The organism is Roseibium aggregatum (genome assembly GCF_014692675.1).
In the GTDB taxonomy this organism is placed as follows: domain Bacteria; phylum Pseudomonadota; class Alphaproteobacteria; order Rhizobiales; family Stappiaceae; genus Roseibium; species Roseibium aggregatum_C.
This window is the reverse complement of the sequence record NZ_JABFCZ010000010.1, coordinates 91,494-114,629: the sequence shown is the minus strand read 5'-3', so window position 1 is coordinate 114,629 and position 23,136 is coordinate 91,494. Positions and strand designations below refer to the sequence as shown.

The window sequence follows — 23,136 nt, the reverse complement described above, 5'->3', positions numbered from 1 at the left end:
GTGTCATGGCAAAGGCGCCACGGCTCTGGCCCGTTGCGGCCGTCATGGTTGCCCTGGTCGTGCCGGTGATGCTTTCCTGTAAAGCGTTCGCCGGCTGGCCGGAGCGGCTGGCAGGCCATGGCGGTCCGGTCAAATCCGTCAGCCTGGACCCGTCGGGCAAGCGCTTGCTGTCGACGTCATTCGACTATTCGGCGATCGTGTGGACCTTGCCTGAAGGGGAAGGGGAGCCGACGCTCGAACGGCTGATCGGCCATAACGCGGCGGTCAACGACGGCCGCTTCCTGAGCGGCAATCGCGCCGTGACCGTGTCGGACGACAGCGACATGATCCTCTGGGACCTGACGACCAAGTCGGTGCTCTCCCGATTTTCGGGAAAGGGCGAGAAGGTCCTGAGCCTCGACGTGTCGCCGGACGAGCGCTACGTCGCCGTCGCCTCCTGGGAGAACGAGGCGCGGGTCTACGACATTGCCGCCGATCCGCCGCGCCAGGCCTTTGCCCTGACCGGACATCGCGGCAACGTCAACGCCGTTGCGTTCTCGCGGGATGGAGCCAAGCTCTATACCGCTTCCTACGACGGCGGCATCCGGCAGTTCGAACTGGAAACGGGCGCCCTGGAACGCGAACTTTACAATTTCGGCTGGGGCGTGAACACGCTGAAGGCGCTGCCCGACGGCAAGACGCTGCTGTTCGGCGTGACTGACGGCAAGGTCGGCGTTATGGACATTGCGACCGGTGAAGAGGTGAAGGTCCTGCCGCCGCACCAGCGGCCGGTCTTGTCCCTGGCGGTTTCCCATGACGGCAAGCGGGCGGCGAGCGGCGGCGGAGACGGTGTGATCCGCGTCTACGATCTGACAAGCTTCGAACTGATCGAGGAATTCGAGAATCCCTACGGCCCGGTCTGGGGGCTGGACTTTACCGCCGACGGCAAGAAGCTCTTTTACGCCGGTCTCGATGACCAGATCCATGTCTGGCAGATCACGCCGCGCAAGCCGTTCGAACCGGTCGATGTGGATTATCCCCGCCGGTTCCAGGTGACCAATACGGACGATCCGGGCGAGCTTCAGTTCGCGCGCAAGTGCTCCGTGTGCCATACGCTGACGCCGGACGGCGGCAACCGGGCAGGTCCGACGCTCTATGGCGTCTTCGGGCGCAAGGTCGGCACGCTTCCCGGCTACCCCTATTCGAAGGCGCTTCTGGACGCGGACTTCGTCTGGAACGAAAAAACGATTTCCGATCTTTTCGATCACGGTCCGGACGTGGTGACACCCGGATCGAAGATGCCGCTGCAGCGGCTGAAGACTGTCGAGGATCGGGACGCGCTCATCGCCTTCCTGAAAAGGGCCACCGACCCGAACGGCCCGAAAACCCAATCCGGAGGAACCGCCAAATGAAAGCCTTCATCTCAGGGATCTGTGCCATGGCCGTGATCGGCGTGGCGGCCTGGTACGTTTTGACGAGACAGCTCGATTATTCCTCCATGGCCGTCTACACGACCGGTCATGATGCAGTCCGGCTTGATCCCGGCATGGGACAACGGCCGGGCGAACACATGTGAGCCGGAAAATAGTATTATATTCAATGGATTATAGCGCCTTTGTGAATCAGCTCCGAAGGTGCTTGAATCAGTGCCTCAACAACCTGAATCACTTTGTCAGAAAGGACGGGTTGGATTTGGGAGGGAATCGATAAAATGAACAATGACAATTTCAACATGTCCATGCGCAAGTTCCTGAAGCAGGTCGGCGTGACATCGCAGCAGGCCATCGAGGAACACGTGCGCAAGGCGGGACTGACAAGCGGTCAACTCGAGGCGAAGATGACGCTGACCATCGAGGGCGCGGGCGTCGTCCACGAGGTCAAGGGACGGATAGAGCTGGATTAGACCCGCCTCATGACCGTCGCATTGAGTTTCGATCCATCTTTTCCGCCGCTTTTGACAAGCCGTCCGGTGGTGCCGCCCATCGATCCGCTGGCGGCCGCCGTGGATGCCGCAAACCGCGGCGCGGCGGAAGCCGGTGACGTGTTCTGGTCGTGCGACACGTCCGAGATCTCCTGTGCGGTTTTTCTCGAGCCGGATGTTCCGAGAGCACGCGCGCAGGAAATGCTGTTTGTCGCCATGACCGCCATGGCCGACGCCATCGGCGCGCTCTGTCCTCCGGAACTGGGCATCACCTGGCGTTGGCCGCATGTCGTCTATGCCAACGGCGCCGGTCTCGGCCAGGCCCGCATGGTGGTCAGCGAAGACGACGATGAGGACGGCTCACCGCTGTGGATGGCGGTCGCGCTCAAGCTGGCACTGACACCGACGGACACCAGCGAGCCGGGTCGGACCCCGGACCGCACGACCTTGTGGGACGAAGGCGCTGTGGAACTGGAAGCCCTTCCGGCGTTGGAGTCTCTCTCCCGCCATTTCCTGACCTGGGTCCATCGCTGGGAAGTGGACGGTTTCAAACCGGTGCACGAGGCATGGCTGTTCCGCTGCGACGGCTACCGGGAGGAGGTCGCCGTTGCCACAGCCGAGGGCGTCGTGCAGGGAACCTTCACCGGACTGGACGAGAGCGGCAACCTTCTCCTGAGCGAAGGCGGGGAGGGCGGACCGGTGAAGATCCTGAATGTTGCCGAGCACCTCGGCGACGACCGGGTCGCCAGGCCGCTTGCCTCGGTCACGGAGCGCTGACGTGGCGCGTTTCCTCAGAGCTATCCGCTTTGACCAGTCGGATGCCCATGTCTTTCCACGCGCTGCGGGCGAGAACGACTGGGCCATTCCCGGCAGTTTCGTTTTCGCCCATGGCCAGTTCGGCGATCCGGCAGACCTGACGGGCAAGGAGCGGCAGGCCTTCGTCAGCGGCTTTCTGGCGCTCGGGTCTTTCGGCTTTTCCACGCTCGTCAGCGTGGCGGATGCCGGCGAGGAAGATATCGATGCCTGCACCGAGCAGCTGACCGGCCATCTCCTGGATCATTACGGCGCTCCCTCCGAGCGGGCCGCCCGGGAAGCGGCCGAAGCCGAAATCGGCTTTGGCCGCGAGTTGGCGGATGGGCTTGAGTTGAATACATTGCTCGCCCTGAAGCGCGAGATCGGCGAAGACGGCCGGATCCGCGAAAGTTTTCATATCGTGACGCCCCCCGGAGAGAAGCCCCATGCGCGGATCTGGGATGTGGTAGAGGAGCCTTGATGCCCCCTTTCTGGAAATCCGCCGGTTATCATCTGGTCGAACGTGAAAAGAACGGCTGGCTGCTCGTGACGCCGGATCTGCTGCGCGCTTATCTCACCCGGCCCGAAATCCATCCGGTCGAGGAATCCTGCCCGGCCGAACACCGATTGTTCGAACGCCTGATGGACGATCCCTTCGCGTCGGTGAGCGAGAGCGAGCTGCAGGAAATCCAGGACCGGGACACGGCGGACAATTACAGCGTGGTGCTCGCCTTTCGCGATCACCTGGTGAAAAACAAGACGGTGGAAGGCGCCTATTCGGCCCTGTTTCGCGAAGGCACCATCTCGGTTCCGCCGGTGTTTCTCGACCAGTTGGTTCACCTGATCCTGCGCAACATCCTGCGCAACTGCCAGGACCCGATGCGCCTGCGCGCGGCCGAACTGTTCTTCCGCGAACAGGTGGTCACCCTGAATGAGGGAACGGTCACCATCGCCGATGCGGAGATCGTCGAGATGATGTCGGAAACCGGCGGCCTCGGCGGTCTCGGCGCGCTCTTGATGGAATCCGGCACGCCCATGCGCGAGGTCGCGCTCGATGTCTTAAGCGAGGAAAATGCGGAGATCTACTGGGACCGCTCGGACCGCTTCGACACCGCGCTCGATTTCCGCTTCACCCAGCCCGGCCCGGACGCCTTTGCCCGGGTGCTGGAAGCCTGGATCCGCCATTTCCATCAGGTTCAGGTCCGCATCCAGCCGGTCCAGCAGATCCGCGACGAGCACTGGTCCTGGCACATCGGCCTCGACGCAGACGCGACCGCGATCCTGAACGCGCTCTTCAACGAGGAACCGCTGTCGGAAGCCGACAACCTGCGCATCCTCGGCCTGTTCCGCCTGGATTTCGAAAACCGCTCCGACATGCGCGCCGACCTGCGCGGCAAACCGGTCTGGCTCGGCCTTGCCATGTCGCCCGACTACAAGATCCGCATGAAACCGCAGAACCTGCTGGTCAACCTGCCGCTGGCTTCGGAGAGTTGAAGAGGCGCGAGTTTAGTATCTGCGACTCGTCAGCTTTTTTCATCTAGTTCCCAATGAAAGGTCTGTCCGAACAACAGGCCGCTCGGGAAGGCCGTTCGTTCGACGTGATTGATCGAAAAATATTCGATGATCTCTTTGAAGAAGTCTTTCCTCTCTATAAGGAGGGCGGAAACCTCTTCCCATAGCCGTAGTTCTTCGCTCGTGTAGGCCTTCGTTACGTCGAAACCGCAGTTTTCCATGATGTCGTAGAAATCCAGCTCGATATCCGACATCCGGTCCCAGATCCGAAAATCAAACGATGCGACGATCAGCCAAACCAGGCCGAAGGCCAGTTCATCGTCGTCCTTGATCTCCGGATAGCCGGCGAGAAATTCCTCGGTCCGGTCATCGTCTGCAAGCTCGACCTCCCAATCCTGCTCCTGTCCGGTGGCGGGAAGGGAAAACATCCGGCTCAGAGTGTCTTCGGCGTATCGGGTGACGTACTTCATGCCGCGCTCCCATGAGATCTCCGAGAGATCCGGAAACCGGGCGCTGCACCCGGGCGAATCTTCCGGACATGGGATAGATGATCGCTGACATGGACGGCTTGTTCAATCGTCCCGTTCTTTGAGCGGCCCGGCAAGCGTTCCTTCCGGCAAGGTGTAGCCGCACTCGGCGCATAGTTTCGCGCGCGGCGTTCTGAACGGCTTCTGGCAGTTCGGACACAAGGAGCCGTAGTTCGCCATGCGGACGCAGTAAATGGCATTTGGATTATAGAGCGGAAAACCTGTCATTTTCCCGTAAAGGTCGAGGGCTTTGTAGCGCCGAGGTAGGCGAAACCCTGTAAATCTGGCGAGATACTTGTTTATCCTAATTCGCCTGAGATTGGATCGCCAATCTTTCTCAATTACCTTCTCGACCTTCCGCCACTCTTCTTCATTGAGAAGAGGGGCTCTCTCTCTAAATCGATAAGAATATTCCGTTCTCGACAAGGCAGGTCTCCCCTACGCATGGCGTGACTGTTGCTCTCCGCAGTAGCGGCCAAACGAGAGTTACAACTTGGGTATTCTGTCCGGATTCCATCTTTAAATGCAATGCCATCGCACCGCACCACAAGACGGCGCTTCCAAGCGGAATGCTTCATATGATAAGGAAAGCGAACTAATTAAATCTCGGTGCCCGCTTCCCCTGGAGATGAGCTTGGACTTTCGCGACAATGGCCGCGCGATTGCAGCGATGACGCTGTCTACGGCCGGATTCATTTTCAACGATACGCTGGTCAAACTGTCCGCGGACGATCTGCCGTTCGGCCAGATCCTGATCGTGCGCGGCGGCTTCAGCATCGTCCTGATGCTCATCGCGTTCATTGCGACCGGCGGCCACCGCTATGCCCGCAGCCTGCTGCACCCGGCGGTGGCAATCCGGACCCTGGCCGAGACCCTGGCGACCCTGTTTTATCTGACGGCCCTGTTCCACATGCCGATCGGCAACTCGACGGCGATCCTCCAGGCCATGCCGCTGCTGGTGACCGCCGGTGCGGCGATCTTTCTGAAGGCGCCGGTCGGCTGGCGCCGCTGGACGGCGATCGGGATCGGCTTTATCGGGGTGCTGTTGATCGTCAAGCCCGGCCTGGCCGGGTTCAACATCTGGTCGTTGAGCGCCCTTGCCGGCGTCATGTGCATGGCGGTCCGGGATCTCGCGACCCAGCGGATGCCCCGGGAGGTCTCCACCTTCGGAGTTGCACTGGCGTCGATCACAGCGGTGACCATCCTCGGTATCGGTTTCAATGTCAGCGAGGGCTGGCATCCGATGGAGCTGAAGGTCTACATTTATCTGGCCGGTGCGGCGACGCTGATCGTGATCGGATATGTCTCGCTGATCATGGCCATGCGCATCGGAGAGATCTCCGTCGTCGCCCCGTTCCGCTATGCAGCGGTCTTGTGGGCGCTGCTGACGGGATATCTGATCTGGGGCGATCTGCCCGATCTGCTGACGGTGATCGGGATCTTGATCATCATCTCGACGGGCATCTATACGTTCTTCCGGGAACAGCGGCTCAGCCGACCAGCTGTAAGGCGAAGTTGAAAACTTTTCTATTAAGGGTTGTTCGGGCAGTATGCTCCATCAGTCTCTACAACCAGACCACGAAACGGATCGTTTGAGTTTTAATGACCGCTGAATTTCAATCCGAGGTGACTACCGCAACTCGGCAGAGACCGGCAAGGCCGCCGTCCCTGTGGATCCTGATCGCCATTTCGACGATCAGTCCGCTGTCCATGAACATTTACCTGCCGTCCATGGCGGGCATGGTCACAGCCTTCGATACGACCACCGGAATGGTTCAGCTCACCATGTCGCTGTTTCTGGTGTCGATTGCGGTTTCGACCATCGTTCTGGGGCCGCTGTCGGACCGGTTCGGCCGCCGCCCCGTGGTTCTGTGGGGCATGGCGCTCTACGTGGTCTCCAGCGTTCTGTGCCTGCTGGCGCCGACCATCGAAGCCCTGATCGCGGCCCGCGTCCTTCAGGCGCTCGGGGGCTGCACCGGCATTGTTTTGAGCCGGGCGATCGTCCGTGACCTTTACGAGCGCGACAAGGCGGCCAGCATGATCGGCTACGTCACCATGGGCATGGCGATCGGCCCGATGCTGGCGCCCGTGATCGGCGGCCTTCTGGACCAGTTCTACGGCTGGCGCGGCGGTTTCTACACCATGCTGGTGCTCGGCATTGCCGTTCTCGGGATCGCCTGGTTCAACCTGCACGAAACCAACTTCAAGCGCTCCGAAGGGGCCGGTCTCGGAACCCTGTGGCGGAACATGCGCACGGTGATGCGCCTCCCCGTGTTCTGGGCCTTTTCCCTGGTCGTCGGTTTCACGTCCTCGGTCTATTTCGCCTTCCTTGGCGGTGCGCCTTTCATCGCCGGCAATATCCTCGGCATGCCGCCCAGCGAAATGGGCTTCTATTTCACCTTTATCGCCGTGGGTTACATCATCGGCAACTTCATATCCGGCCGGATCGCGGAACGGATCGGCGTGTATCCAATGATCGTTTTCGGCTCCGTCCTGCCGACCATTGCGGTCGCCGCCGTCAGCCTGGTCCTGATCCTGGATATCGGCCATCCCCTTGCCCTGTTCGTGCCGATGTTCTTCGTCGGGCTGGGGAACGGGATCTGTCTGCCAAGCGCCGTGTCAGGCGCCGTCAGCGCGAAGGCGGACCTGGCCGGTGCGGCATCGGGCCTTGCCGGCTCGATACAGATCGGCTCCGGCGCCATTACCAGCGCCCTGGTTGCCTGGATGCTGTCCGACACCATGTGGCCGACGACCGCCTGGCCGATGGTGGGCGCGATGATCGTCTGCGTCATCGCGACCCTGGTGAGTGTCGTCGCCATCAAGGTGTTCGAGGAACGCGAGAGCGTCTGAACGCCCGCGCCAGGCCATACCCTCGTAAAATAGACTGAAATGGCGCGGCAAACGGCAATGAGCTGCAAGGAAAAGCGTGAAAAGCGGGCTTCTGCCCGGTTGAGCGGTTAGACGCAGCAGATCGAAGCCGTTTTTGCGTCCCTTCAGGATAGGGTGAATTTGACCGGCTACATCGTTGCAAAACTTTGAAAACCGAGTGGTTTCCTGCAGCTTTGCACCTCGTATCCGAACAAATTCATCCCTACCATTTAAGCCTATTTTATGAGGGTATGGCTAGTCTTCCTTCAGGAAGTCATCCACCGAAAGTCCCTGCTTGTCGGCGTTGCGGTAGTCTTCGGTCGTGCGGATGCGCGGGCGGCTGCCGCTTCTCAGCAGGCTGTCGTCCATGTTCCACTGGGCATTGATGCGGCAGTCGTCGCACATCTCGATCAGGCGGATCTGGGCTTCCGATTTGAACATGTGATGCTGGCCGCCGAGCCGCGACTTGATCCGCTCGATGGTCGAGCGCGTACCGAACGGCTTGCCGCACGAGACACAGGTTGCCGGTTCCTCCTCGTGCAGGATCACCGGGCGCATGGCGGTTTCAGCCGTGTTGAAGCGCGGCTCCAGCGTGATCACCCTTTCCGGGCAGGTGGTCTGGCACAGGCCGCACTGGACGCAGGCCGTTTCGATGAAGCTGACCTGCGGCCGGTCCGGGTTGTCGCTGAGCGCGCCGGCCGGGCAGGCGGAAACGCACGACAGGCACAGGGTGCAGCCGTCGCTGGCGACCGTGATGCGGCCGTAAGGGGCGTTTTCGGGAAGCGGCACGATCTCCGGGGCGCGGGGGCTGGCCGCATGGAGCGCGGATATCGCCATGCGCGCCACGTCGCGCTTGCCGCCCACCGGCGAGAACCGGTGCACCTCGGACACGATTCGGGCGCCGGTTGCGGCACCGACCGCGGCGGCCAATGCATCCGGGTCGCTGTCGGTGAGGATCTCGATCCGGCCGTCGCTTTCGTGTCCCATACCGGCAAGCAGGGCGCGGGTGAGATCGGCTTCGACCTCGAGCGGCGCCAGTTCGTCGCGGTGTTCCGGGTCGCAGAGAACGACGATCCGCAGCGCGCCGGAATTGAACGCGGTCACCATGGCGTCGTGTCCGAGAGCCGTAACCGCATGGAGCGACAGCGGCAGGACATTGGCGGGCAGGCCGTCGCCGAACCGCGCAAGCGCATTGATCACCGCACCGCCGTGATCGGCTGAATGCACCAGCAGAACCGGAGCCTTGCCGCCGGCGGCGCCATAGGTGGCGAGCAGCGTCTGGATCCGGTTCAGAAGGTCGGCCCGGTAGGGATATTGATAGGTGATCGCGCCGGTCGGACAATTGGCGGCGCAGCTGCCGCAGCCGCCGCAGATGCCCGCATCGATGGCTACCTTTTCACCGGTGGAGGTGATTGCGCCCGCCGGGCAGGCGTCGAGACACTTCGAACAGCCCGTCTTGCCCGCATGGCCGTGGGCGCAGATGTCTTCCCGGTAGGAAACGTAGAGCGGTTTTTCGAACTCGCCGACCATTTCGGACGCTTCGCGCAGGACGCCGGCGATCCGGACCGGGTCGGAGGAGTCCGCACGGAAATATCCGTCGCGCCGGTGCGGCGCCGTCAGCGGCGGTGTGTCTCCGCTGAGATCCACGACGAGGCTGCAGGTGGAACGCGCACCGTCCCGGGGCATGAGGAATTCCGGTTTGCCGCGCGAGGACGGCAGCATCGGCGCGTAATTGTCCAGCGTGACCTGGAACCCGCCCAGCGAGCCGGTCAGCATCTTCAGCTTGCCCTGAAAGATCGGAAACGGCAGCACTGAAGGAAGAACGATGTCGTGGGCGGAACTCAGGACGAGGGTGACCGACAGGGTTTCTTCCAGCTGCAGGGCCGCATCCAGGGCTGCCTGTCCGGCTCCGTAGACAAGGCACAGTCCATCGGATTCGATCGGCTTGACCGGTGTGGGCTGGGCCTGCTCCTGAAGGCTTGCGTCTTCCAGAAGCGCGAGAATCTTCGCGGTCGCCGCCGTGCCCTTTTTCGTCCAGCCGGCCGTCTCGCGGATGTTGGTGAAATGAACCAGGTCGTCCGCGTCGGCTTCCTCTGCGATCTCCAGAAACAGCGGAGCTTCCTGGGTGCAGGCGACCAGCAGCGGTTCGCCGGAATTGATGGCGCTCTCGAAGACGGAGAGCTCTCCCCGGCAAAGCTCCGTGCAGACCGGCGCCTGAAGCTGGTCGGACAGGCCCTGGGCGGCTTTTTCAAGCTCCATGGTCTTGTAGCAATTGCAGAGCAGGATGCGGCTGGAACTGGCTGACATCTACTTCCTCCGGATGGGGACCGACCCCGGATTTTTGTTTTCTGAAGTCTAGCGTTTGCAGGCGTGTTTTCAAGCGCGGGGAAAGGCAAAGGTGTTGTCCTGGCGCCGGGGTAAACGCGTAGTTTCAATTGTTTGCCTAGGGCGCTTCATCGCCTAGAATAGAAGTCAAAAGAAAGGGAGGACGCAGGTGAAACGGGAAATCACCACATCGGTCGGGATCATCGTTGAGCGGCGTGAGAGCGCCAGCAAATGGGTGGACCATGTCTGGACCGCTCCGGCCGTGGTTCCCGACGCACCGCCGACGGACGGCTGGCAGTTGCTGCAGCAGGGCGAGGGGGTCGTCAGCTATCATTATGCGCCGGTGCGGGTGACCCTCCATCGCAAGCTGGGCGAAGCCTATGACGCCAATGTGGAAACCGAAGCGCCGTCCTTGTGGATCCTGCTCGACGATGCCGATACCGAGCCGGTTCCCTACACGGTCCGCGGCGTGACCGCCGATCCGTATGAAGCCATGGGCGTGCTCGATTCGGGTGAAGGTCTCGTCGAGCGGGTGCCTATGCCGGCCGAGCTGGTGCGCTGGATGGCCGATTACCTGAAACAGATGCCGGAGCCGGAAAAGTTCCGGAAACGCAAGCGGACCGCCGCCACGGTGGAGGAACCGCAATTCGGCAAGGAGCCGATCTTCGAACAACGGCGCCGCCCCGGAGGTCAGGACCAATGAGCCGGAACCCGCAAGACGGCGAAGGCTTCCTGACGCGCTGGTCGCGGCGCAAGCGCGAGCGCCACCATGCACCGGAGGACGTCGAAGACGCCGTCCTGACCCCGGCCGATGCGGTTGCGGAGCCGGAATGCGTTCTGCCGGAAGATCAGGCTGGTCCCTCCGAGGATCCGGAGCTTGTCGCCAACCGCGAGGCAGCCGAAGCGGTCGATCTGGAAAGTCTCACCTACGAATCCGATTTCACCGTGTTCATGAAGCGGGGGGTGCCGGATGCCCTGAAGAACGCGGCGCTGAGAAAACTCTGGCGCAGCAATCCGGATCTGGCGGTGCTCGACGGGCTCAACGACTACGACACGGACTTCCGCACCGCTGAAACGGCGATGGAAGGCTTCCAGTCTGCCTGGAAGGTCGGACGCGGCTATGCCGACAAGGCTGAAGAGGTGAAGGCGGAAATGGAGGCCCGGTTGGCCGGAACCGAACCTTCCGAAGACGTTGGCATTGCCGAAGCTTCTGCAATTGAAACCCGGCCGGAACTGGAAACAGAGGAGCCGGACGAAGCAGCAGAGGCTTGTGAAACGGAACAGCCGGAAGCCGACACGGACGCCGGCGAAAAGTCCGACTATGCGGACGTCAGAACCGGCGACGCCGTCAAAAAGGTATCTATCCGACGGCGTATGAGTTTCGAGGGTGACGGGTAAAGCCTGTTTGGGTTCTGGCTCTAGCGGCCGAATATGCCTTTGAGGACCTTGGCGAATGTGTTGCGCTTTTTCTTGCGCTCCAGTTCGGCCGCATCCCGGATCCAGGCCGTCTGAACGACCCGCCGTTCGCCGGCAAAGGGCGGATGACCGTGCCAGGAATGGTCGGAGCGCAGAAAGCCGAACACCGTGCCCATGACCGGCGGCACCTCGCAGGCGTAGGGTTCGAAGTGCTCGCCGTCGTAGAGCACGCGCAAACGGCCGGCGCTCTCGGCATCCCATGTGTCGTTCAGATAGACGAGCATGGTCATCACCTTGCTTTGGCCATCTGTGTGGATGCGTCCGTCTTTCAATTGCGACAGGCGGCGAATGGTGGTCAGTCTCGGAAACGGCGTGAGATCGAGCCCGAAGCGGTCCGACAGGACCTCGGTCAGTTCCGGGCTTTCGATTTCCTCGATCAGCTGCGTGAAACTGTCGGCAAGGGTGATGTCGCCGACTGTCAGAAAGCCGGGCTTGCTGACCGGGGAAATCGCGCCGCATTGCGTCGATCTTGTCTTCCCGGATGAAGTTTGAGCCGAGGAAGTGCGGATAAGGGTCTTGCGAATAATTGCTGCTACGTATGGCTTCCGGCTGGAGAATTTCGAATTCCATGGCCGCCCCCGGTCGACTGAATGTCGACCGACTATAGCGCACAGCATCGTGGAAAACCACAGGGTGCAGTCTTCGCCGTTTTCAATTCCCGGCCCTGTCGGGAAAGGACGCGGCGCAGCCTTGGCGGATCAGTTGCGCGGAAACTGCGCTTCGCAATAGTCAACGGCGCGTTGGTGGAACTCGTTGTACTGGGCGGCGTTGATGATGCCTTCCTTGCGCATCTTGTCGACGGCGCCAGACCGGTCTTTCAGACAGGCATCCAGCTCGGGATTACCCGTGCTTTCCTCAACTGGCCCTGTCCCGGAAACAGTGACCATCAGGCCGCGGATAACCGGCATGTCATTGCGGCCGATCCAGACCATGAGGGCAAGCGCACACAGGGCAATCGCCAGGGCCGCGATCCGCGCGGCGGCGGAATCCAGTGACGATGTCCGGCTTTGTGCGCTCATGGTCTTATCCCCCGGTAACGCTCATGTGCCGGGAGACCGCGGGCTGCCGGGTGCGCCGGTCGATGACGAAATCATGGCCTTTCGGCTTGCGCCCGATGGCCTCGTCAATCGCCGCATTCAAAAGGTCGTTGCCTTCAGACGCGCGCAAGGGAGCCCTGAGATCCGCCATGTCGTCCTGGCCGAGGCACATGTAGAGCTGGCCGGTGCAGGTGATGCGGACCCGGTTGCAGCTCTCGCAGAAATTATGGGTCATCGGCGTGATGAAACCGAGCCGCCCGCCGGTTTCCTTGACTTCCACATAACGGGCGGGGCCGCCGGTCTTGTAGGGAATGTCCTCCATGGAAAACTGTTCCCCGATCCGGCTGCGGACCAGAGACAGCGGCAGATACTGATCGGTGCGGTCGCCGTCGATCTCGCCGAGCGGCATGGTTTCGATCAGCGTCATGTCGTGACCGTGGGCATGCGCCCATTCCATCATCGGAATGATCTCGTGCTCGTTCACGCCCTTCAGCGCGACCATATTGATCTTGATCTTCAGCCCCGCGTCGGTGGCCGTCTGAATGCCTTCCATGACCTTGTCGAGTTCGCCCCAGCGGGTGATCGCCTTGAAACGGTCGGCGTCGAGCGTGTCGAGGGACACGTTGAGGCGGCGGATGCCGCAGTCATAGAGTTCCGACGACAGCTTGCTCAGCTGGGAACCGTTGGTGGTCACCGTCAGTTCCTCAAGCGCGCCTGTTTCCAGATGACGGGAAAGATTGCGGATCAGGCTCATGATGTTCTTGCGCACCAAGGGCTCGCCGCCGGTCAGGCGCAGCTTCTTCACGCCCTTGCCGATGAAGGCCGAGCACAGCCGGTCGAGTTCCTCCAGCGTGAGGACTTCGCGCTTGGGCAGGAACGTCATGTTCTCCGCCATGCAATAGACGCAGCGGAAGTCGCAGCGGTCGGTCACGGAAACACGCAGATAGGTGACCGCACGGCCGAAGGGATCGATCATCGGCGCCGTTCCCTGGCCTGATAGCGATGTGTTTGAGGACAGCGGCTTGTCCATCGTTCCGCCCGTCATTCAGGTCTCCCTCGCATGTCCGGCATCCGGGCCGGATATTTTCCACCTAACCTAGTGCAATTTCAGATCGACGCAATATCCCGTGAGGACAAAGAATATTGATGGTTTTGCAGGATTGGGAATGGATTTTGCCCGTCAGCGTTTCGGGAAAAAACGGATCCCGGTTTCCGGCGCCGAATTCGGCCCTATAACTTCGTCCAAACAGGTCGAAGCCGGCTGCGGTTATGGGACAGTCTCGAACCCGGTCGGTTTTCGCCTGAAAATTTAAAAGTGCACGCCAACCCGCAGATATCCGAATGACCGCAATCGTCTGGTTCCGCCAGGATCTTCGCATCGCCGACAATCCCGCTCTCCATGAAGCCGCACGCGCAGGGAAGGTGCTCCCCGTCTACATCCTGGAAGATGCAGACCGCGTCGGCGATGCCCATCCTCTTGGCGGCGCGAGCCGGTGGTGGCTGCATCACAGTCTTGAAGCCCTGCGCCGCGATCTCGGCGGCCTGATGTGCCTGCGCGGCGATGCGCGGGTGGTCCTGCCGTCTCTGGTCCGGGACACCGGGGCAACGGCCGTCTACTGGAACCGATGCTATGAACCCCAGGCAATCGAACGCGACAGCACGATCAAGGCCGATCTCAAGGCGGACGGCATCGATGTCAGGAGTTTCAAGGCTTCCCTCCTGTTCGAGCCCTGGGAAGTCGAAACCAAGGCCGGTGGGCCGTTCAAGGTCTATTCTCCCTTCTGGCGGGCCCTGCAGGAGAAATCCGTCACCGAACCGCTTGGCGCGCCTGAGCGGCTTGAGCTGGCAAGCGGCCATACCGGGGAAAATATCGCCGATTGGGGGCTGCTGCCTTCCGGACCGAACTGGGCGCGGTCCTTTGCCGATGTCTGGCAGCCCGGCGAACGCGGCGCAATGAATCGCCTTGAGAGCTTTCTGACGGAAGGACTTGAAGATTATGGGATTTTGCGCGATCGGCCGGACCTGCAGAACGTGTCGCGCCTGTCACCGCATCTGCACTTCGGTGAGATTTCGCCGCGCCAGATCTGGCACAAGACGAAACGGCTGGACCGGTATCCCGCCGATGCCGGAAAATTCCTGAGCGAGATCGCCTGGCGGGAGTTTTCCTACCATCTTCTCTATCATTTTCCGGCCATGCCTTCGAAGAACTGGAAGCCGGACTTCGATGCCTATCCCTGGCGGGACAGCCCGGAGGACCTCAAGGCCTGGCAAAGGGGAAAAACCGGATATCCGATCGTCGATGCCGGCATGCGCGAACTTTGGCAAACCGGCTACATGCACAACCGCGTGCGCATGATCGCGGCGAGCTTTCTGGTCAAGCACCTGCGCCTTCACTGGCATCACGGCGAAGCCTGGTTCCGCGACACGCTTGTCGATGCGGATCTGGCGAACAATTCCGCAGGCTGGCAGTGGGTGGCCGGCAGCGGCGCGGATGCGGCCCCTTATTTCCGGGTTTTCAACCCCATGAGCCAGGGGGCGAAATTCGATCCCGAAGGCGCCTATGTGCGCCAATGGTGTCCGGAGCTTGAAGCGCTGGAAACGGCCCATATCCATGCGCCCTTCCTGGCGCCGGATGACGCGCTGGCCAGGGCGGGCGTGACCCTTGGGAAGACCTATCCGAAGCCGATCGTCGACCATGCGGCCGCCCGCAAGGCGGCGCTTGAAGGATATGAGGAGGTCAGACGGGCAAACGGGAACGACGCTTGATCTTTCTCCAAAGCAGCTTATCGTCCGCGGCAAATGCGGGAGACATGACGTGACCAACGAAACAAAGGCCTGGCCGACCGAGATCCGGTTGAAGGACGACAAGAAGACGCTTGTCATCTCCTTCGACAATGGCGAGGTCCACGACTATAGCGCCGAATACCTCCGGGTGTGCTCGCCCTCCGCCGAAGTGCAGGGACACGGGCCGTCCCAGAAAAAGACCGTTCCGGGCAAGATCGATGTCGGCATCATGAAGATCGAGCCGGTCGGCAATTATGCGGTCCGGATCCATTTCGACGATCTGCACAACACGGGCATCTTCACCTGGGACTATTTCCTGGAACTCGCCAACGATCGCGAGAAACACTGGGGCGGCTACCTGAAAGAGCTGGAAGGCAAGGGCCTAACCCGCGAACGCTAGTTCCCCTGGTTATCCGTCTTGCCCAGCCTTTCGGCCATGGAATTCACATAGGCGAGAATCGCCTCGATATCGTCATGGCTCAGAATGACCTCATAGGTCGTGACCGGCAGGTTTTCCGGCCGGGGATCGTCGGTCTCCAGCCGGATATGCGCAGGGTGGGGATTGCGGGCCATGAAGGTCTGGAACCGGTCCTGCCAGTCCTTGAGAACCTCGATCATGATCTTGAACGACGGGGTTGAGGAGATGCCGGTGAAGCGGTCCTTGTCGCTGACAATGTGGCAGCGGGCGCAATGGCGTTTCGAAAGGTCGAGCCCCTTTTGTATCAGGCCGGTTTCTGCAGCGGCAGCGGACCCGCCGCACGCGATCATGCCGCCGATAAAGACAAGGGCCAGAACCGGGTTCAGGCGGGATGGCTGACGTCGCCGCGTCCTCCTCGCGGGCATCGGGCTCTCCTTTTGTTTTTTCTGATCTTAAGCCAGGATTGGCAATGGAAGCCAGAGCCGATGGGACAGCGGAAAAAAGAAAAGCCGGCTCGAGGCCGGCTTTCCTGTTTTTCACTCGGAACGGGTGTCAGCGCTTGACGATGACCTTCGCGCCGACATCGACCGACTTGTAAAGATGGATCACATCTTCATTGGCCAGCCTGATGCAGCCGGAAGAAACGGCGCTGCCGATGGTCCAGGGCTGATTGGTGCCGTGGATGCGATAGAGCGTGTTGCCGATATAAAGGGCGCGCGCGCCGAGCGGATTGTTCGGGCCGCCGGGCATGTGCGCCGGCAGGATGCGGCCGTTACGCCGTTCGCGAACGCGCATTTCCGGCGGCGGGGTCCAGCCCGGCCATTCGGCCTTGCGGGTGATGCGGTGCACGCCGGACCACTGGAAGCCTTCCCGGCCGACGCCGATGCCGTATTTCATGGCCCGGCCGTTATCCAGGATGTGATAGAGGCGGCGTTCCTTGGTATCGATGATGATCGTGCCCGGCTGTTCAGGTCCGTTGTAACGGATCCGCTTGCGGTGAACCGGCGACTTGCCGCCGTAACCGCCCGGGCCATAGGTAACCCACTCTCTTTTCTGCAGGTCGAAATAGGTGCCGCCACCGAAGGCGAGCGCCTGACCGCTTGCTATTGCGAAACACAGCCCGAGGACTGCCAGTACCAGCTTGCGCATAAATAACCCCCGAAATCCCGAAGATGAGGAATCACACTGAAAACTCTAGGCAAAGCTACAAATCTATCCTTGCCGGGTTATTAACAATGATGGCGGCAGTATAACAAAATCAAGGCTTGGCGACCATTCCTCGGGCTTCATAGAAGCGATGTGTTGCCGCAGGGCAACGAAATTCATCCTGTGGTTGAACTGGATTTTTACGCTACGTAAGAAGTGCGCGCGCTTCAGGCGTCCATCTCGCTCTTCAAAAGGCGATTGGGAGATCTTCTATCCGAAATGCAAAGGCCCGCGAAATGCGGGCCTTCGGTCTTTCGGAACGGGCCTGCTCAGCCCAGGTTCAGTTCCTTGAAGAAGTCGTTGCCCTTGTCGTCGACGACGATGAAGGCGGGGAAGTCCTCGACCTCGATCTTCCAGATCGCTTCCATGCCGAGTTCCGGATATTCGACGCATTCCACCGACTTGATGCAGTCCTGGGCAAGTCGTGCGGCCGGGCCGCCGATGGAGCCGAGATAGAAGCCGCCATGGGCCTGGCAGGCGCGGCGCACCTGGGGCGAGCGGTTGCCCTTGGCAAGCATGACCATGGAGCCGCCGGCGGCCTGGAACTGGTCGACGAAGGAATCCATACGCCCAGCTGTGGTTGGCCCGAAGGAACCGGACGGCATGCCTTCAGGGGTTTTTGCCGGCCCGGCGTAATAGACCGGGTGATCCTTGATGTAGTCCGGCAGCGGCTCGCCGGCCTCCAGCCGCGCGCGCAGCTTCGCATGGGCGGCGTCACGCGCCACGATCAGAGGACCGGTGAGGCTGAGGCGGGTCTTGATCGGATGTTTGGTGAGTTCCGCAAGGATCTCCGGCATCGGTTTGGTCAGGTCGATCTTGACCACCTGGTCGGACAGATGCTCGTCGGTCACTTCCGGCATGTATTTTTCCGGATGCATCTCCAGCTGCTCCAGGAAAATGCCGTCCTTGGTGATCTTGCCCACTGCCTGGCGGTCGGCGGAGCAGGAGACACCGATGCCGATCGGCAGCGACGCGCCGTGGCGCGGCAGGCGGATGACGCGCACGTCGTGGCAGAAATACTTGCCGCCGAACTGGGCGCCGACGCCGGTCGCCTGGGTCAGCTTGTGGATTTCCTCTTCCATGGCGAGGTCGCGGAAAGCGTGCCCCAGCTCCGAGCCCGCCGTCGGCAGGTTGTCGAGATAGCGCGCCGAGGCGAGCTTGACCGTCTTCAGGTTCATTTCCGCCGACGTGCCGCCGATGACGATCGCCAGGTGATAGGGCGGGCAGGCGGCCGTCCCGAGCGTCAGGATCTTTTCCTTCAGGAACTCGATCAGCCGGTCGTGGGTCAGGAGGGACGGCGTGCCCTGGAACAGGAAGGTCTTGTTGGCCGATCCGCCGCCCTTGGCCATGAACAGGAACTTGTAGGCGTCCTCGCCCTCCGAATAGAGCTCGATCTGGGCCGGCATGTTGTTGGCGGTGTTCTTTTCCTCAAACATCGACAGCGGCGCGAGCTGCGAATAACGCAGGTTCTTCCTGAAATAGGCGTCGCGCGCGCCTTCACCGAGGGCGGCCTCATCGGAGCCGTCGGTCCAGACCCGGCGGCCCTTCTTGCCCATGACGATGGCCGTGCCCGTGTCCTGGCACATGGGCAGGACGCCGTGGGAGGAAATGCTGGCGTTCTTCAGAAGGTCGAAGGCGACGAACTTGTCGTTCTCGGTTGCTTCCGGATCGTCCAGGATCTTCTTGAGCTGTTCTAGGTGGCCGGGGCGCAGATAGTGGTTGATGTCCTTGAAGGCCTCCTCGGCCAGAAGCCGCATGCCCTCGCGCTCCACGACGAGCACTTCCTCACCGTTGAACTCGGCCGTCTTCACGTAATCCGAGGTCAGCTTGCGATAGGGCGTTGTGTCCTCAGAAAGCGGAAACAGGCTGCTGTGCTTGTAATCGGGAGGCGTCAGGGGAGCGTTCATGGGTCTCAAGGTCTTTCTGGCTCTGGCGTCCGGCGCAGGGAAGCGTCGACCGGGGCTGGATCAGTGTCGAGGTCTTTTACGCAAAACGACCGGAAACGCCAAGCGCTCCGGTCGTCAACCTTGGTTGAAATGTCGGACAAGCGTTCAGCGCGTCGCCTTCAGGTCGAGTTTGACCTTGACCGCATCGGCGAGTGTGTCGGTCGCAACGCTCGCTCCGACCTTGTGCGCCGTGCGGCTGACCGTCGCCGTTCCATCGGCAACCGCCGTGTCGCCGGTGATCGTCAGGGTGAAATCGAGGGTGACCGGCTGGCTGATGTCGCGGATGGTCAGTGTGCCTTCCGCGCGATAGGCGTCGCCGCCGAGCGCCGTCACCTTGTCCGATTCGAACACGGCCTGCGGAAAACCGGGCGCATCGAAGAAATCGGGCCCGGGCAGCATACCGTCGAACTGGGCGCTGCCGGTGGCGGCACTTGCCGTGTCGATTGTGGCCTTGATCTTCGCCTGTTCCGGAGCTGCCGGGTCGAAATCGATGACGGCATCCCAGGAAGAGAACGAACCGCTCACGGTCCCTTCTCCCTGAACCACTTCAAAGGAAAGGCTGCTCTTGTCCCTGTCGACGGTCCAGGTGTCGGCGAAGGCGGGATGGGCGAAGACCGTTGCGAGCAATGTCAGCGCCGCGATCGCGTGATGTTTCAGATGCATGGGATTAATCCTTGATTGGGATCACGCTGCGCTTTTGGCCGGGGCGGTGGAGACCATCCGGCGCAGGGTTTCGTCGCGCGCAATGAAATGATGTTTCAGGGCCGCGCCGATATGGGCGACGAGCAGCCCGACCAGGGTATAGGCGGCAAGCGCGTGAACGGTCTTGAGCGTGGCTTCGGCCTCCGCCTTCTGCCCGAGCGCTTCCGGCACGGGCAGGTGCGGCACCGGCAGCACATCGAACAGGACCGTGGGAATGTTCCAGGGCGATGCGGACACCATCAGCCAGCCGGACAGCGGCAGGGCAAACATCAGCGCATAGAGCCCGATATGGCCGGCATGGGCGGCGAGACGTTCCCAGGGCTTCATTGTGTCGGGAAGTTTCGGTGCAGGGTTCAGGAACCGCCAGAAAAGGCGAAGGACGGCAAGCGCCAGTACAACGAAACCGACGGACTTGTGCAACTGGTAGAGGCGGAATGTCGCCGGATCCGTTTGCGGCAGTTCGTGCATGTAGAGGCCGAGAACCAGCATGAACACGATCAGGACGGCCATGGACCAGTGAAAGGCGATGGCCACACGGCCGTACCCGCCAGGCGTATTGCGGATCATTGCGGACTCCTTGGAGGAAGAGACTGGCCTTGGAAGGAAAAGACCGGCCCCGGGGAGGTCGGGGCCGGATTGCTTGCGCCTCAGTTGGTCGCTGCCGCCTGCAGGCTCTCGCCGTGGAAGGTCACGGTGACGTCGTCGCCCACGTAAGGCACGTACATGTCCATGCCGTAGTCGGAGCGCTTCACGGTCGCGGTCACGGCAAAGCCGGCGCCCGGCTTCTTCGCCATCGGATGTTCGCCGAGCGCGGTGACGTCGACATCAAGCGTCACCGGCTTGGTGATGTCCTTGATGGTCAGGTCGCCGGTGACCTTCAGCTTGTTGTCGCCGACCTTTTCCACCTTGGTGCTTGTGAAGGTGGCCTGCGGGAATTTTTCGACATCGAAGAAATCCGCGCTGAGGAAGTGCTTGTCGCGGTCCGCGAAGAATGTGTCGAGGCTGGCGACGTCGATCACGAACCGGATGGAGGAATTCGACGGATTCTCCTGGTCGATGATCAGCTTTCCATCCCAGTTGCCGAAACGGCCTTCGGTCGTGGAGAAGCCCAGGTGGTTGTAGGAAAAGGACAGGTTGGCGTGGGACTTGTCGAAGGCGTATTCGGTCGGCTCGGCGACCGCAGTACCCGTCAGTGCGACGAGGGCTACGAAAATGCTTGCAGGGCGGATCATGTTCAAACCTCTGGTTCTGATGACGATGACGCCCGGGGAGACGGGCGCTCACTCGCTAATTAATCCGTCCTCTGAAAGAAACAATTTTACTGTCTGTTCACTGCTGGGAAACAGCGAGAAACGGAAAATCGTTGGGTAGGCGAACGCCTGGAAAATTGCGGATATCGCGGTTGATCTGTCTTCAATGTGACGTTCGTCGAAATGGATCAGCGTTTTGAAGATCGGAAAGCCGTCGGTGAAAATCTGCGATTATCCGGCTGCCTGTCATTAATTCATCAAGAAAATCAGGCACTCAAATCTATCTTCTTTGCAGCGACTCAAGCAGCGCGTTCCGGATGCTGCGCCCATCACAGCCCCTTCACTCAAACCCTGCGCGCCCGACGCGGGACAGGAGACCACAACGTGAAAAAAGCCGTCATCGTTTGCCACCGGGGCGCCTGTCTCAAGGCGCCGGAAAATACGATTGCCGCCTTGGACGGCGCGATAGAACTTGGGGCGGACGTGGTTGAATTCGACATCCGCACCAGCAAGGACGATGTGCTTTACGTGATCCATGACGAAACCGTTGATCGCACGACGAACGGCACGGGGCGGATTGCCGATCTCACGTCCTTTCAGATCGATCAGCTCGATGCGGGCAGCTGGTTTTCACCGGAATTCGCCGGCCAGACAGTGCCCCGGCTGACGGATTTCCTGGATACCTGTGCCGGGCGGATTGCCACTTATGCGGAAATCAAGATGGCGGATCCGGCACGGGTCAGGGACATGCTCGCAGCCCGCGGCATGTTGCAGACGGCCTGGACGTTCTCGTTCGAACAGTCCATCCGGGCGGAGACGCGCGCAAAGGTTCCCGATTTCCGCAGGATGGTGCTGTTTTCCCATGTCGGTTCGGTCGAGAGGGCGATCGCGCTCGACGCGCATATTCTCGAATTTCACATCGAGAACCTGACGGCAGAACGCGTCGCTGCCGCCAAGTCCTCGGGGATCCGGACGCAGTTTTTCTATGACGGCAACGATCCCGCTGTCTTTGCCGATGCGATCAAGTGTGGCGTTGAGCAAATGAACATCAACGAGGTGGAATTGTTCCGTGAAGTCGAAGCGGAACTGAGATCGGCGGTGGCCTGAAGCGGCCGCGTCATAAACGAATGACGACTGGCGTAAATATAGGCTGGCGGCGTACGGCGGGTTTTCTTAAGAATAGTTTAAAAGCGGTATTTTAGCGCGCGTATAATTTGATAAATAAAACCATGGCGAGTATAGACCTAGGGTTACTCAGGCGCATTACCGGATTCCTGAAAATTTTATCGAAATATTTTCATCTGATGTTAAGTCGTGAACATTAGAGTTTTTGCAAATTAATACCTGTAAAAGGTGCGGCAGCTGTGTTCATATTTGCTAAACCCATAGTAAAAAATGCGGAACTGTCAGTCAGTTACGGTGCCGGTCGCTCCGTTGCTGTCCTGTGTCGTTATGTACTGGCCGCCATAGTCTCCCTGACTTTGCTCTTGTCGGTTTGCGGACCGGTTTCTGCCGCAGATTGGGTTTTTGCGCGCGTTTCGGGAACCGTCTATGTCGTCGCGCCGGGGGTGAAGGCTCAACGTGCCCAGAAAGGCATGGTGCTCAGTCCCGGGTACACGATTGCCACGAAGAGCGGTTCACGGGCGATGCTCGCGCGCGGCAAGGAAACCATTATGGTCGGGCCGAAGACGACCTTTGCGCTTTCCAAATATCGCACAAATGCCCGCTGGACGACTTTGCTGCAAAAGACCGGCAAATTGGTGGTCGACGTCGAGAAGAAGGCGAACCCGCATTTTTCGGTCGAAACGCCCTTTCTTGCCGCCGTGGTCAAGGGCACCAGGTTCAGCGTGAACGTCGATACCAGATCCGCGAGCGTGAATGTCGAACGCGGACTGGTCGAGGTTGATGATTTCGCGAGCGGCGATATCGCTCACGTGGGACCCGGACAGGCCGCATCGACCTCGCCGGGCAACAAGGTCGGTTTGTCGGTCACAGGCAGTCCCGCGCCGTCCGTGCGTTCCGGACCGGTAAGAGCGCCGGCATTTGTAACGCCTGCCACGAAGAACGTGCCCGCCAACGCGGCCGCCGCCGCTGCCGCAAATGCCGCAAGCCATGGCAACGGCAACGGTGTCGGAAACGGCAATAGCAACGGGAACGGCAACGGCAACGGGAACGGCAACGGCAACGGCAACGGCAACGGCAACGGCAACGGGAACGGCAACGGGAACGGGAACGGCAACGGCAACAGCAACGGCAATAGTAACGGCAATAGTAACGGCAATAGCGGGAACGCGAACGGGAACGGCAACGGAAACAGCAACGGAAACGCCAACAAAGACACTGGACCCGGCAACGGCAACGGCAATGGCAATGGCAACGGGGAGAGATGACAG

General features: G+C 60.9%; 26 protein-coding genes. 14 read left to right on the top strand and 12 right to left on the bottom strand.

Features of this window, described 5'->3' with window-relative positions:
• The first annotated feature begins 5 nt into the window (after nt 1–5).
• The 6 genes from HK439_RS10535 (at nt 6) to HK439_RS10510 (ending at nt 4,186) form a co-directional block, all read left to right on the top strand.
• Nucleotides 6–1,391: a c-type cytochrome gene (locus tag HK439_RS10535; protein ID WP_209011713.1), complete on the top strand. Its 1,386-nt coding sequence runs from the start codon at nt 6–8 to the stop codon at nt 1,389–1,391.
• The gene (locus HK439_RS10530; protein WP_190291367.1) at nt 1,388–1,555 is read left to right on the top strand and encodes a hypothetical protein; all 168 of its coding nucleotides are present in this window, start codon (nt 1,388–1,390) and stop codon (nt 1,553–1,555) included. The genes HK439_RS10535 and HK439_RS10530 overlap by 4 nt, the downstream gene beginning before the upstream one ends.
• A 135-nt stretch (nt 1,556–1,690) precedes the next feature.
• Nucleotides 1,691–1,882 carry a DUF6494 family protein gene (locus HK439_RS10525; RefSeq protein WP_190291366.1) on the top strand — a complete coding sequence of 64 codons (192 nt, stop codon included), beginning with the start codon at nt 1,691–1,693 and terminating at the stop codon, nt 1,880–1,882.
• Between the two features lie 9 nt (nt 1,883–1,891).
• The gene (locus HK439_RS10520) at nt 1,892–2,677 is read left to right on the top strand and encodes a biotin/lipoate--protein ligase family protein (RefSeq protein WP_190291365.1); all 786 of its coding nucleotides are present in this window, start codon (nt 1,892–1,894) and stop codon (nt 2,675–2,677) included.
• A gap of 1 nt (nt 2,678) precedes the next feature.
• Entirely contained in the window at nt 2,679–3,173 is a 495-nt protein-coding gene (locus tag HK439_RS10515) for a DUF6505 family protein (RefSeq protein ID WP_190291364.1), read from the top strand.
• The gene (locus tag HK439_RS10510) at nt 3,173–4,186 is read left to right on the top strand and encodes a DUF6352 family protein (RefSeq protein WP_190291363.1); all 1,014 of its coding nucleotides are present in this window, start codon (nt 3,173–3,175) and stop codon (nt 4,184–4,186) included. The genes HK439_RS10515 and HK439_RS10510 overlap by 1 nt, the downstream gene beginning before the upstream one ends.
• 29 nt (nt 4,187–4,215) lie before the next feature.
• Here HK439_RS10510 and HK439_RS10505 read toward each other — a convergent pair whose 3' ends face one another.
• Together HK439_RS10505 and HK439_RS10500 are read right to left on the bottom strand one after the other, a co-directional pair.
• A complete protein-coding gene (locus HK439_RS10505; RefSeq protein ID WP_190291362.1) occupies nt 4,216–4,674 on the bottom strand; it encodes a hypothetical protein in 459 nt (152 codons plus the stop codon).
• 102 nt (nt 4,675–4,776) lie between these two features.
• Nucleotides 4,777–4,959 (bottom strand): hypothetical protein, encoded by a 183-nt coding sequence (locus HK439_RS10500; protein ID WP_190291361.1) that lies wholly within the window; start codon nt 4,957–4,959, stop codon nt 4,777–4,779.
• A 406-nt stretch (nt 4,960–5,365) separates the two neighbouring features.
• Between HK439_RS10500 and HK439_RS10495 the strand changes: the two genes are divergently transcribed.
• Together HK439_RS10495 and HK439_RS10490 are read left to right on the top strand one after the other, a co-directional pair.
• Nucleotides 5,366–6,250 carry a DMT family transporter gene (locus HK439_RS10495; protein ID WP_190291360.1) on the top strand — a complete coding sequence of 295 codons (885 nt, stop codon included), beginning with the start codon at nt 5,366–5,368 and terminating at the stop codon, nt 6,248–6,250.
• 83 nt (nt 6,251–6,333) lie between these two features.
• Complete coding sequence (locus HK439_RS10490; RefSeq protein WP_190291359.1) at nt 6,334–7,581, top strand: multidrug effflux MFS transporter; 1,248 nt, start codon at nt 6,334–6,336, stop codon at nt 7,579–7,581.
• Between the two features lie 273 nt (nt 7,582–7,854).
• Here HK439_RS10490 and HK439_RS10485 read toward each other — a convergent pair whose 3' ends face one another.
• Entirely contained in the window at nt 7,855–9,906 is a 2,052-nt protein-coding gene (locus HK439_RS10485; RefSeq protein WP_190291358.1) for a 4Fe-4S dicluster domain-containing protein, read from the bottom strand.
• Nucleotides 9,907–10,093: 187 nt separating this feature from the next.
• On the opposite strand from HK439_RS10485, the gene HK439_RS10480 reads away from it, so the two are divergent.
• Complete coding sequence (locus HK439_RS10480; RefSeq protein WP_190291357.1) at nt 10,094–10,627, top strand: DUF3305 domain-containing protein; 534 nt, start codon at nt 10,094–10,096, stop codon at nt 10,625–10,627.
• Nucleotides 10,624–11,322 carry a DUF3306 domain-containing protein gene (locus HK439_RS10475; RefSeq protein ID WP_190291356.1) on the top strand — a complete coding sequence of 233 codons (699 nt, stop codon included), beginning with the start codon at nt 10,624–10,626 and terminating at the stop codon, nt 11,320–11,322. The genes HK439_RS10480 and HK439_RS10475 overlap by 4 nt, the downstream gene beginning before the upstream one ends.
• Before the next feature lie 20 nt (nt 11,323–11,342).
• Here HK439_RS10475 and HK439_RS10470 read toward each other — a convergent pair whose 3' ends face one another.
• The 3 genes from HK439_RS10470 to moaA form a co-directional block, all read right to left on the bottom strand.
• Entirely contained in the window at nt 11,343–12,017 is a 675-nt protein-coding gene (locus HK439_RS10470; RefSeq protein ID WP_235987762.1) for a 2OG-Fe(II) oxygenase, read from the bottom strand.
• Between the two features lie 81 nt (nt 12,018–12,098).
• On the bottom strand, nt 12,099–12,419 hold the full coding sequence (locus tag HK439_RS10465) for a hypothetical protein (protein WP_190291355.1): 321 nt from the start codon (nt 12,417–12,419) through the stop codon (nt 12,099–12,101).
• Nucleotides 12,420–12,423: 4 nt separating this feature from the next.
• On the bottom strand, nt 12,424–13,467 hold the full coding sequence (gene moaA, locus HK439_RS10460) for a GTP 3',8-cyclase MoaA (protein ID WP_190291462.1): 1,044 nt from the start codon (nt 13,465–13,467) through the stop codon (nt 12,424–12,426).
• 311 nt (nt 13,468–13,778) lie between these two features.
• On the opposite strand from moaA, the gene HK439_RS10455 reads away from it, so the two are divergent.
• Nucleotides 13,779–15,203 (top strand): cryptochrome/photolyase family protein, encoded by a 1,425-nt coding sequence (locus tag HK439_RS10455; RefSeq protein WP_190291354.1) that lies wholly within the window; start codon nt 13,779–13,781, stop codon nt 15,201–15,203.
• 49 nt (nt 15,204–15,252) lie between these two features.
• Nucleotides 15,253–15,621, top strand: a complete 369-nt coding sequence (locus HK439_RS10450; RefSeq protein ID WP_328804135.1) for a DUF971 domain-containing protein — start codon at nt 15,253–15,255, stop codon at nt 15,619–15,621.
• Here the strand turns inward: HK439_RS10450 and HK439_RS10445 are convergent.
• The 6 genes from HK439_RS10445 to HK439_RS10420 all read right to left on the bottom strand — a co-directional run bounded on the left by HK439_RS10445 (nt 15,618) and on the right by HK439_RS10420 (nt 20,725).
• Entirely contained in the window at nt 15,618–16,064 is a 447-nt protein-coding gene (locus tag HK439_RS10445; RefSeq protein ID WP_190291352.1) for a c-type cytochrome, read from the bottom strand. The genes HK439_RS10450 and HK439_RS10445 overlap by 4 nt on opposite strands.
• Nucleotides 16,065–16,191: 127 nt before the next feature.
• Nucleotides 16,192–16,788, bottom strand: a complete 597-nt coding sequence (locus HK439_RS10440; RefSeq protein WP_190291351.1) for a L,D-transpeptidase — start codon at nt 16,786–16,788, stop codon at nt 16,192–16,194.
• A 326-nt stretch (nt 16,789–17,114) separates the two neighbouring features.
• On the bottom strand, nt 17,115–18,752 hold the full coding sequence (locus HK439_RS10435) for a fumarate hydratase (RefSeq protein ID WP_235987760.1): 1,638 nt from the start codon (nt 18,750–18,752) through the stop codon (nt 17,115–17,117).
• A gap of 144 nt (nt 18,753–18,896) precedes the next feature.
• Complete coding sequence (locus HK439_RS10430; protein ID WP_190291350.1) at nt 18,897–19,454, bottom strand: YceI family protein; 558 nt, start codon at nt 19,452–19,454, stop codon at nt 18,897–18,899.
• A 21-nt stretch (nt 19,455–19,475) separates the two neighbouring features.
• Nucleotides 19,476–20,060, bottom strand: a complete 585-nt coding sequence (locus tag HK439_RS10425; RefSeq protein ID WP_190291349.1) for a cytochrome b — start codon at nt 20,058–20,060, stop codon at nt 19,476–19,478.
• A gap of 80 nt (nt 20,061–20,140) precedes the next feature.
• Nucleotides 20,141–20,725 carry a YceI family protein gene (locus HK439_RS10420; protein WP_190291348.1) on the bottom strand — a complete coding sequence of 195 codons (585 nt, stop codon included), beginning with the start codon at nt 20,723–20,725 and terminating at the stop codon, nt 20,141–20,143.
• A gap of 402 nt (nt 20,726–21,127) precedes the next feature.
• On the opposite strand from HK439_RS10420, the gene HK439_RS10415 reads away from it, so the two are divergent.
• Both HK439_RS10415 and HK439_RS10410 read left to right on the top strand, forming a co-directional pair.
• Nucleotides 21,128–21,850: a glycerophosphodiester phosphodiesterase gene (locus tag HK439_RS10415; RefSeq protein WP_190291347.1), complete on the top strand. Its 723-nt coding sequence runs from the start codon at nt 21,128–21,130 to the stop codon at nt 21,848–21,850.
• Between the two features lie 257 nt (nt 21,851–22,107).
• Nucleotides 22,108–23,133 carry a FecR family protein gene (locus tag HK439_RS10410; protein ID WP_209011712.1) on the top strand — a complete coding sequence of 342 codons (1,026 nt, stop codon included), beginning with the start codon at nt 22,108–22,110 and terminating at the stop codon, nt 23,131–23,133.
• The last annotated feature ends 3 nt before the right edge of the window (nt 23,134–23,136 follow it).

What these genes read in the sequence shown, in the direction of transcription:
- HK439_RS10535 (WP_209011713.1), top strand. Translation starts at nt 6, where the DNA reads ATGGCAAAGGCGCCACGGCTCTGGCCCGTTGCGGCCGTCATGGTTGCC.
- HK439_RS10530 (WP_190291367.1), top strand. Translation starts at nt 1,388, where the DNA reads ATGAAAGCCTTCATCTCAGGGATCTGTGCCATGGCCGTGATCGGCGTG.
- HK439_RS10525 (WP_190291366.1), top strand. Translation starts at nt 1,691, where the DNA reads ATGAACAATGACAATTTCAACATGTCCATGCGCAAGTTCCTGAAGCAG.
- HK439_RS10520 (WP_190291365.1), top strand. Translation starts at nt 1,892, where the DNA reads ATGACCGTCGCATTGAGTTTCGATCCATCTTTTCCGCCGCTTTTGACA.
- HK439_RS10510 (WP_190291363.1), top strand. Translation starts at nt 3,173, where the DNA reads ATGCCCCCTTTCTGGAAATCCGCCGGTTATCATCTGGTCGAACGTGAA.
- HK439_RS10505 (WP_190291362.1), bottom strand. Translation starts at nt 4,674, where the DNA reads ATGAAGTACGTCACCCGATACGCCGAAGACACTCTGAGCCGGATGTTT.
- HK439_RS10500 (WP_190291361.1), bottom strand. Translation starts at nt 4,959, where the DNA reads ATGACAGGTTTTCCGCTCTATAATCCAAATGCCATTTACTGCGTCCGC.
- HK439_RS10490 (WP_190291359.1), top strand. Translation starts at nt 6,334, where the DNA reads ATGACCGCTGAATTTCAATCCGAGGTGACTACCGCAACTCGGCAGAGA.
- HK439_RS10485 (WP_190291358.1), bottom strand. Translation starts at nt 9,906, where the DNA reads ATGTCAGCCAGTTCCAGCCGCATCCTGCTCTGCAATTGCTACAAGACC.
- HK439_RS10475 (WP_190291356.1), top strand. Translation starts at nt 10,624, where the DNA reads ATGAGCCGGAACCCGCAAGACGGCGAAGGCTTCCTGACGCGCTGGTCG.
- HK439_RS10470 (WP_235987762.1), bottom strand. Translation starts at nt 12,017, where the DNA reads ATGCTGTGCGCTATAGTCGGTCGACATTCAGTCGACCGGGGGCGGCCA.
- HK439_RS10465 (WP_190291355.1), bottom strand. Translation starts at nt 12,419, where the DNA reads ATGAGCGCACAAAGCCGGACATCGTCACTGGATTCCGCCGCCGCGCGG.
- moaA (WP_190291462.1), bottom strand. Translation starts at nt 13,467, where the DNA reads ATGGACAAGCCGCTGTCCTCAAACACATCGCTATCAGGCCAGGGAACG.
- HK439_RS10455 (WP_190291354.1), top strand. Translation starts at nt 13,779, where the DNA reads ATGACCGCAATCGTCTGGTTCCGCCAGGATCTTCGCATCGCCGACAAT.
- HK439_RS10445 (WP_190291352.1), bottom strand. Translation starts at nt 16,064, where the DNA reads ATGCCCGCGAGGAGGACGCGGCGACGTCAGCCATCCCGCCTGAACCCG.
- HK439_RS10440 (WP_190291351.1), bottom strand. Translation starts at nt 16,788, where the DNA reads ATGCGCAAGCTGGTACTGGCAGTCCTCGGGCTGTGTTTCGCAATAGCA.
- HK439_RS10435 (WP_235987760.1), bottom strand. Translation starts at nt 18,752, where the DNA reads ATGAACGCTCCCCTGACGCCTCCCGATTACAAGCACAGCAGCCTGTTT.
- HK439_RS10430 (WP_190291350.1), bottom strand. Translation starts at nt 19,454, where the DNA reads ATGCATCTGAAACATCACGCGATCGCGGCGCTGACATTGCTCGCAACG.
- HK439_RS10425 (WP_190291349.1), bottom strand. Translation starts at nt 20,060, where the DNA reads ATGATCCGCAATACGCCTGGCGGGTACGGCCGTGTGGCCATCGCCTTT.
- HK439_RS10420 (WP_190291348.1), bottom strand. Translation starts at nt 20,725, where the DNA reads ATGATCCGCCCTGCAAGCATTTTCGTAGCCCTCGTCGCACTGACGGGT.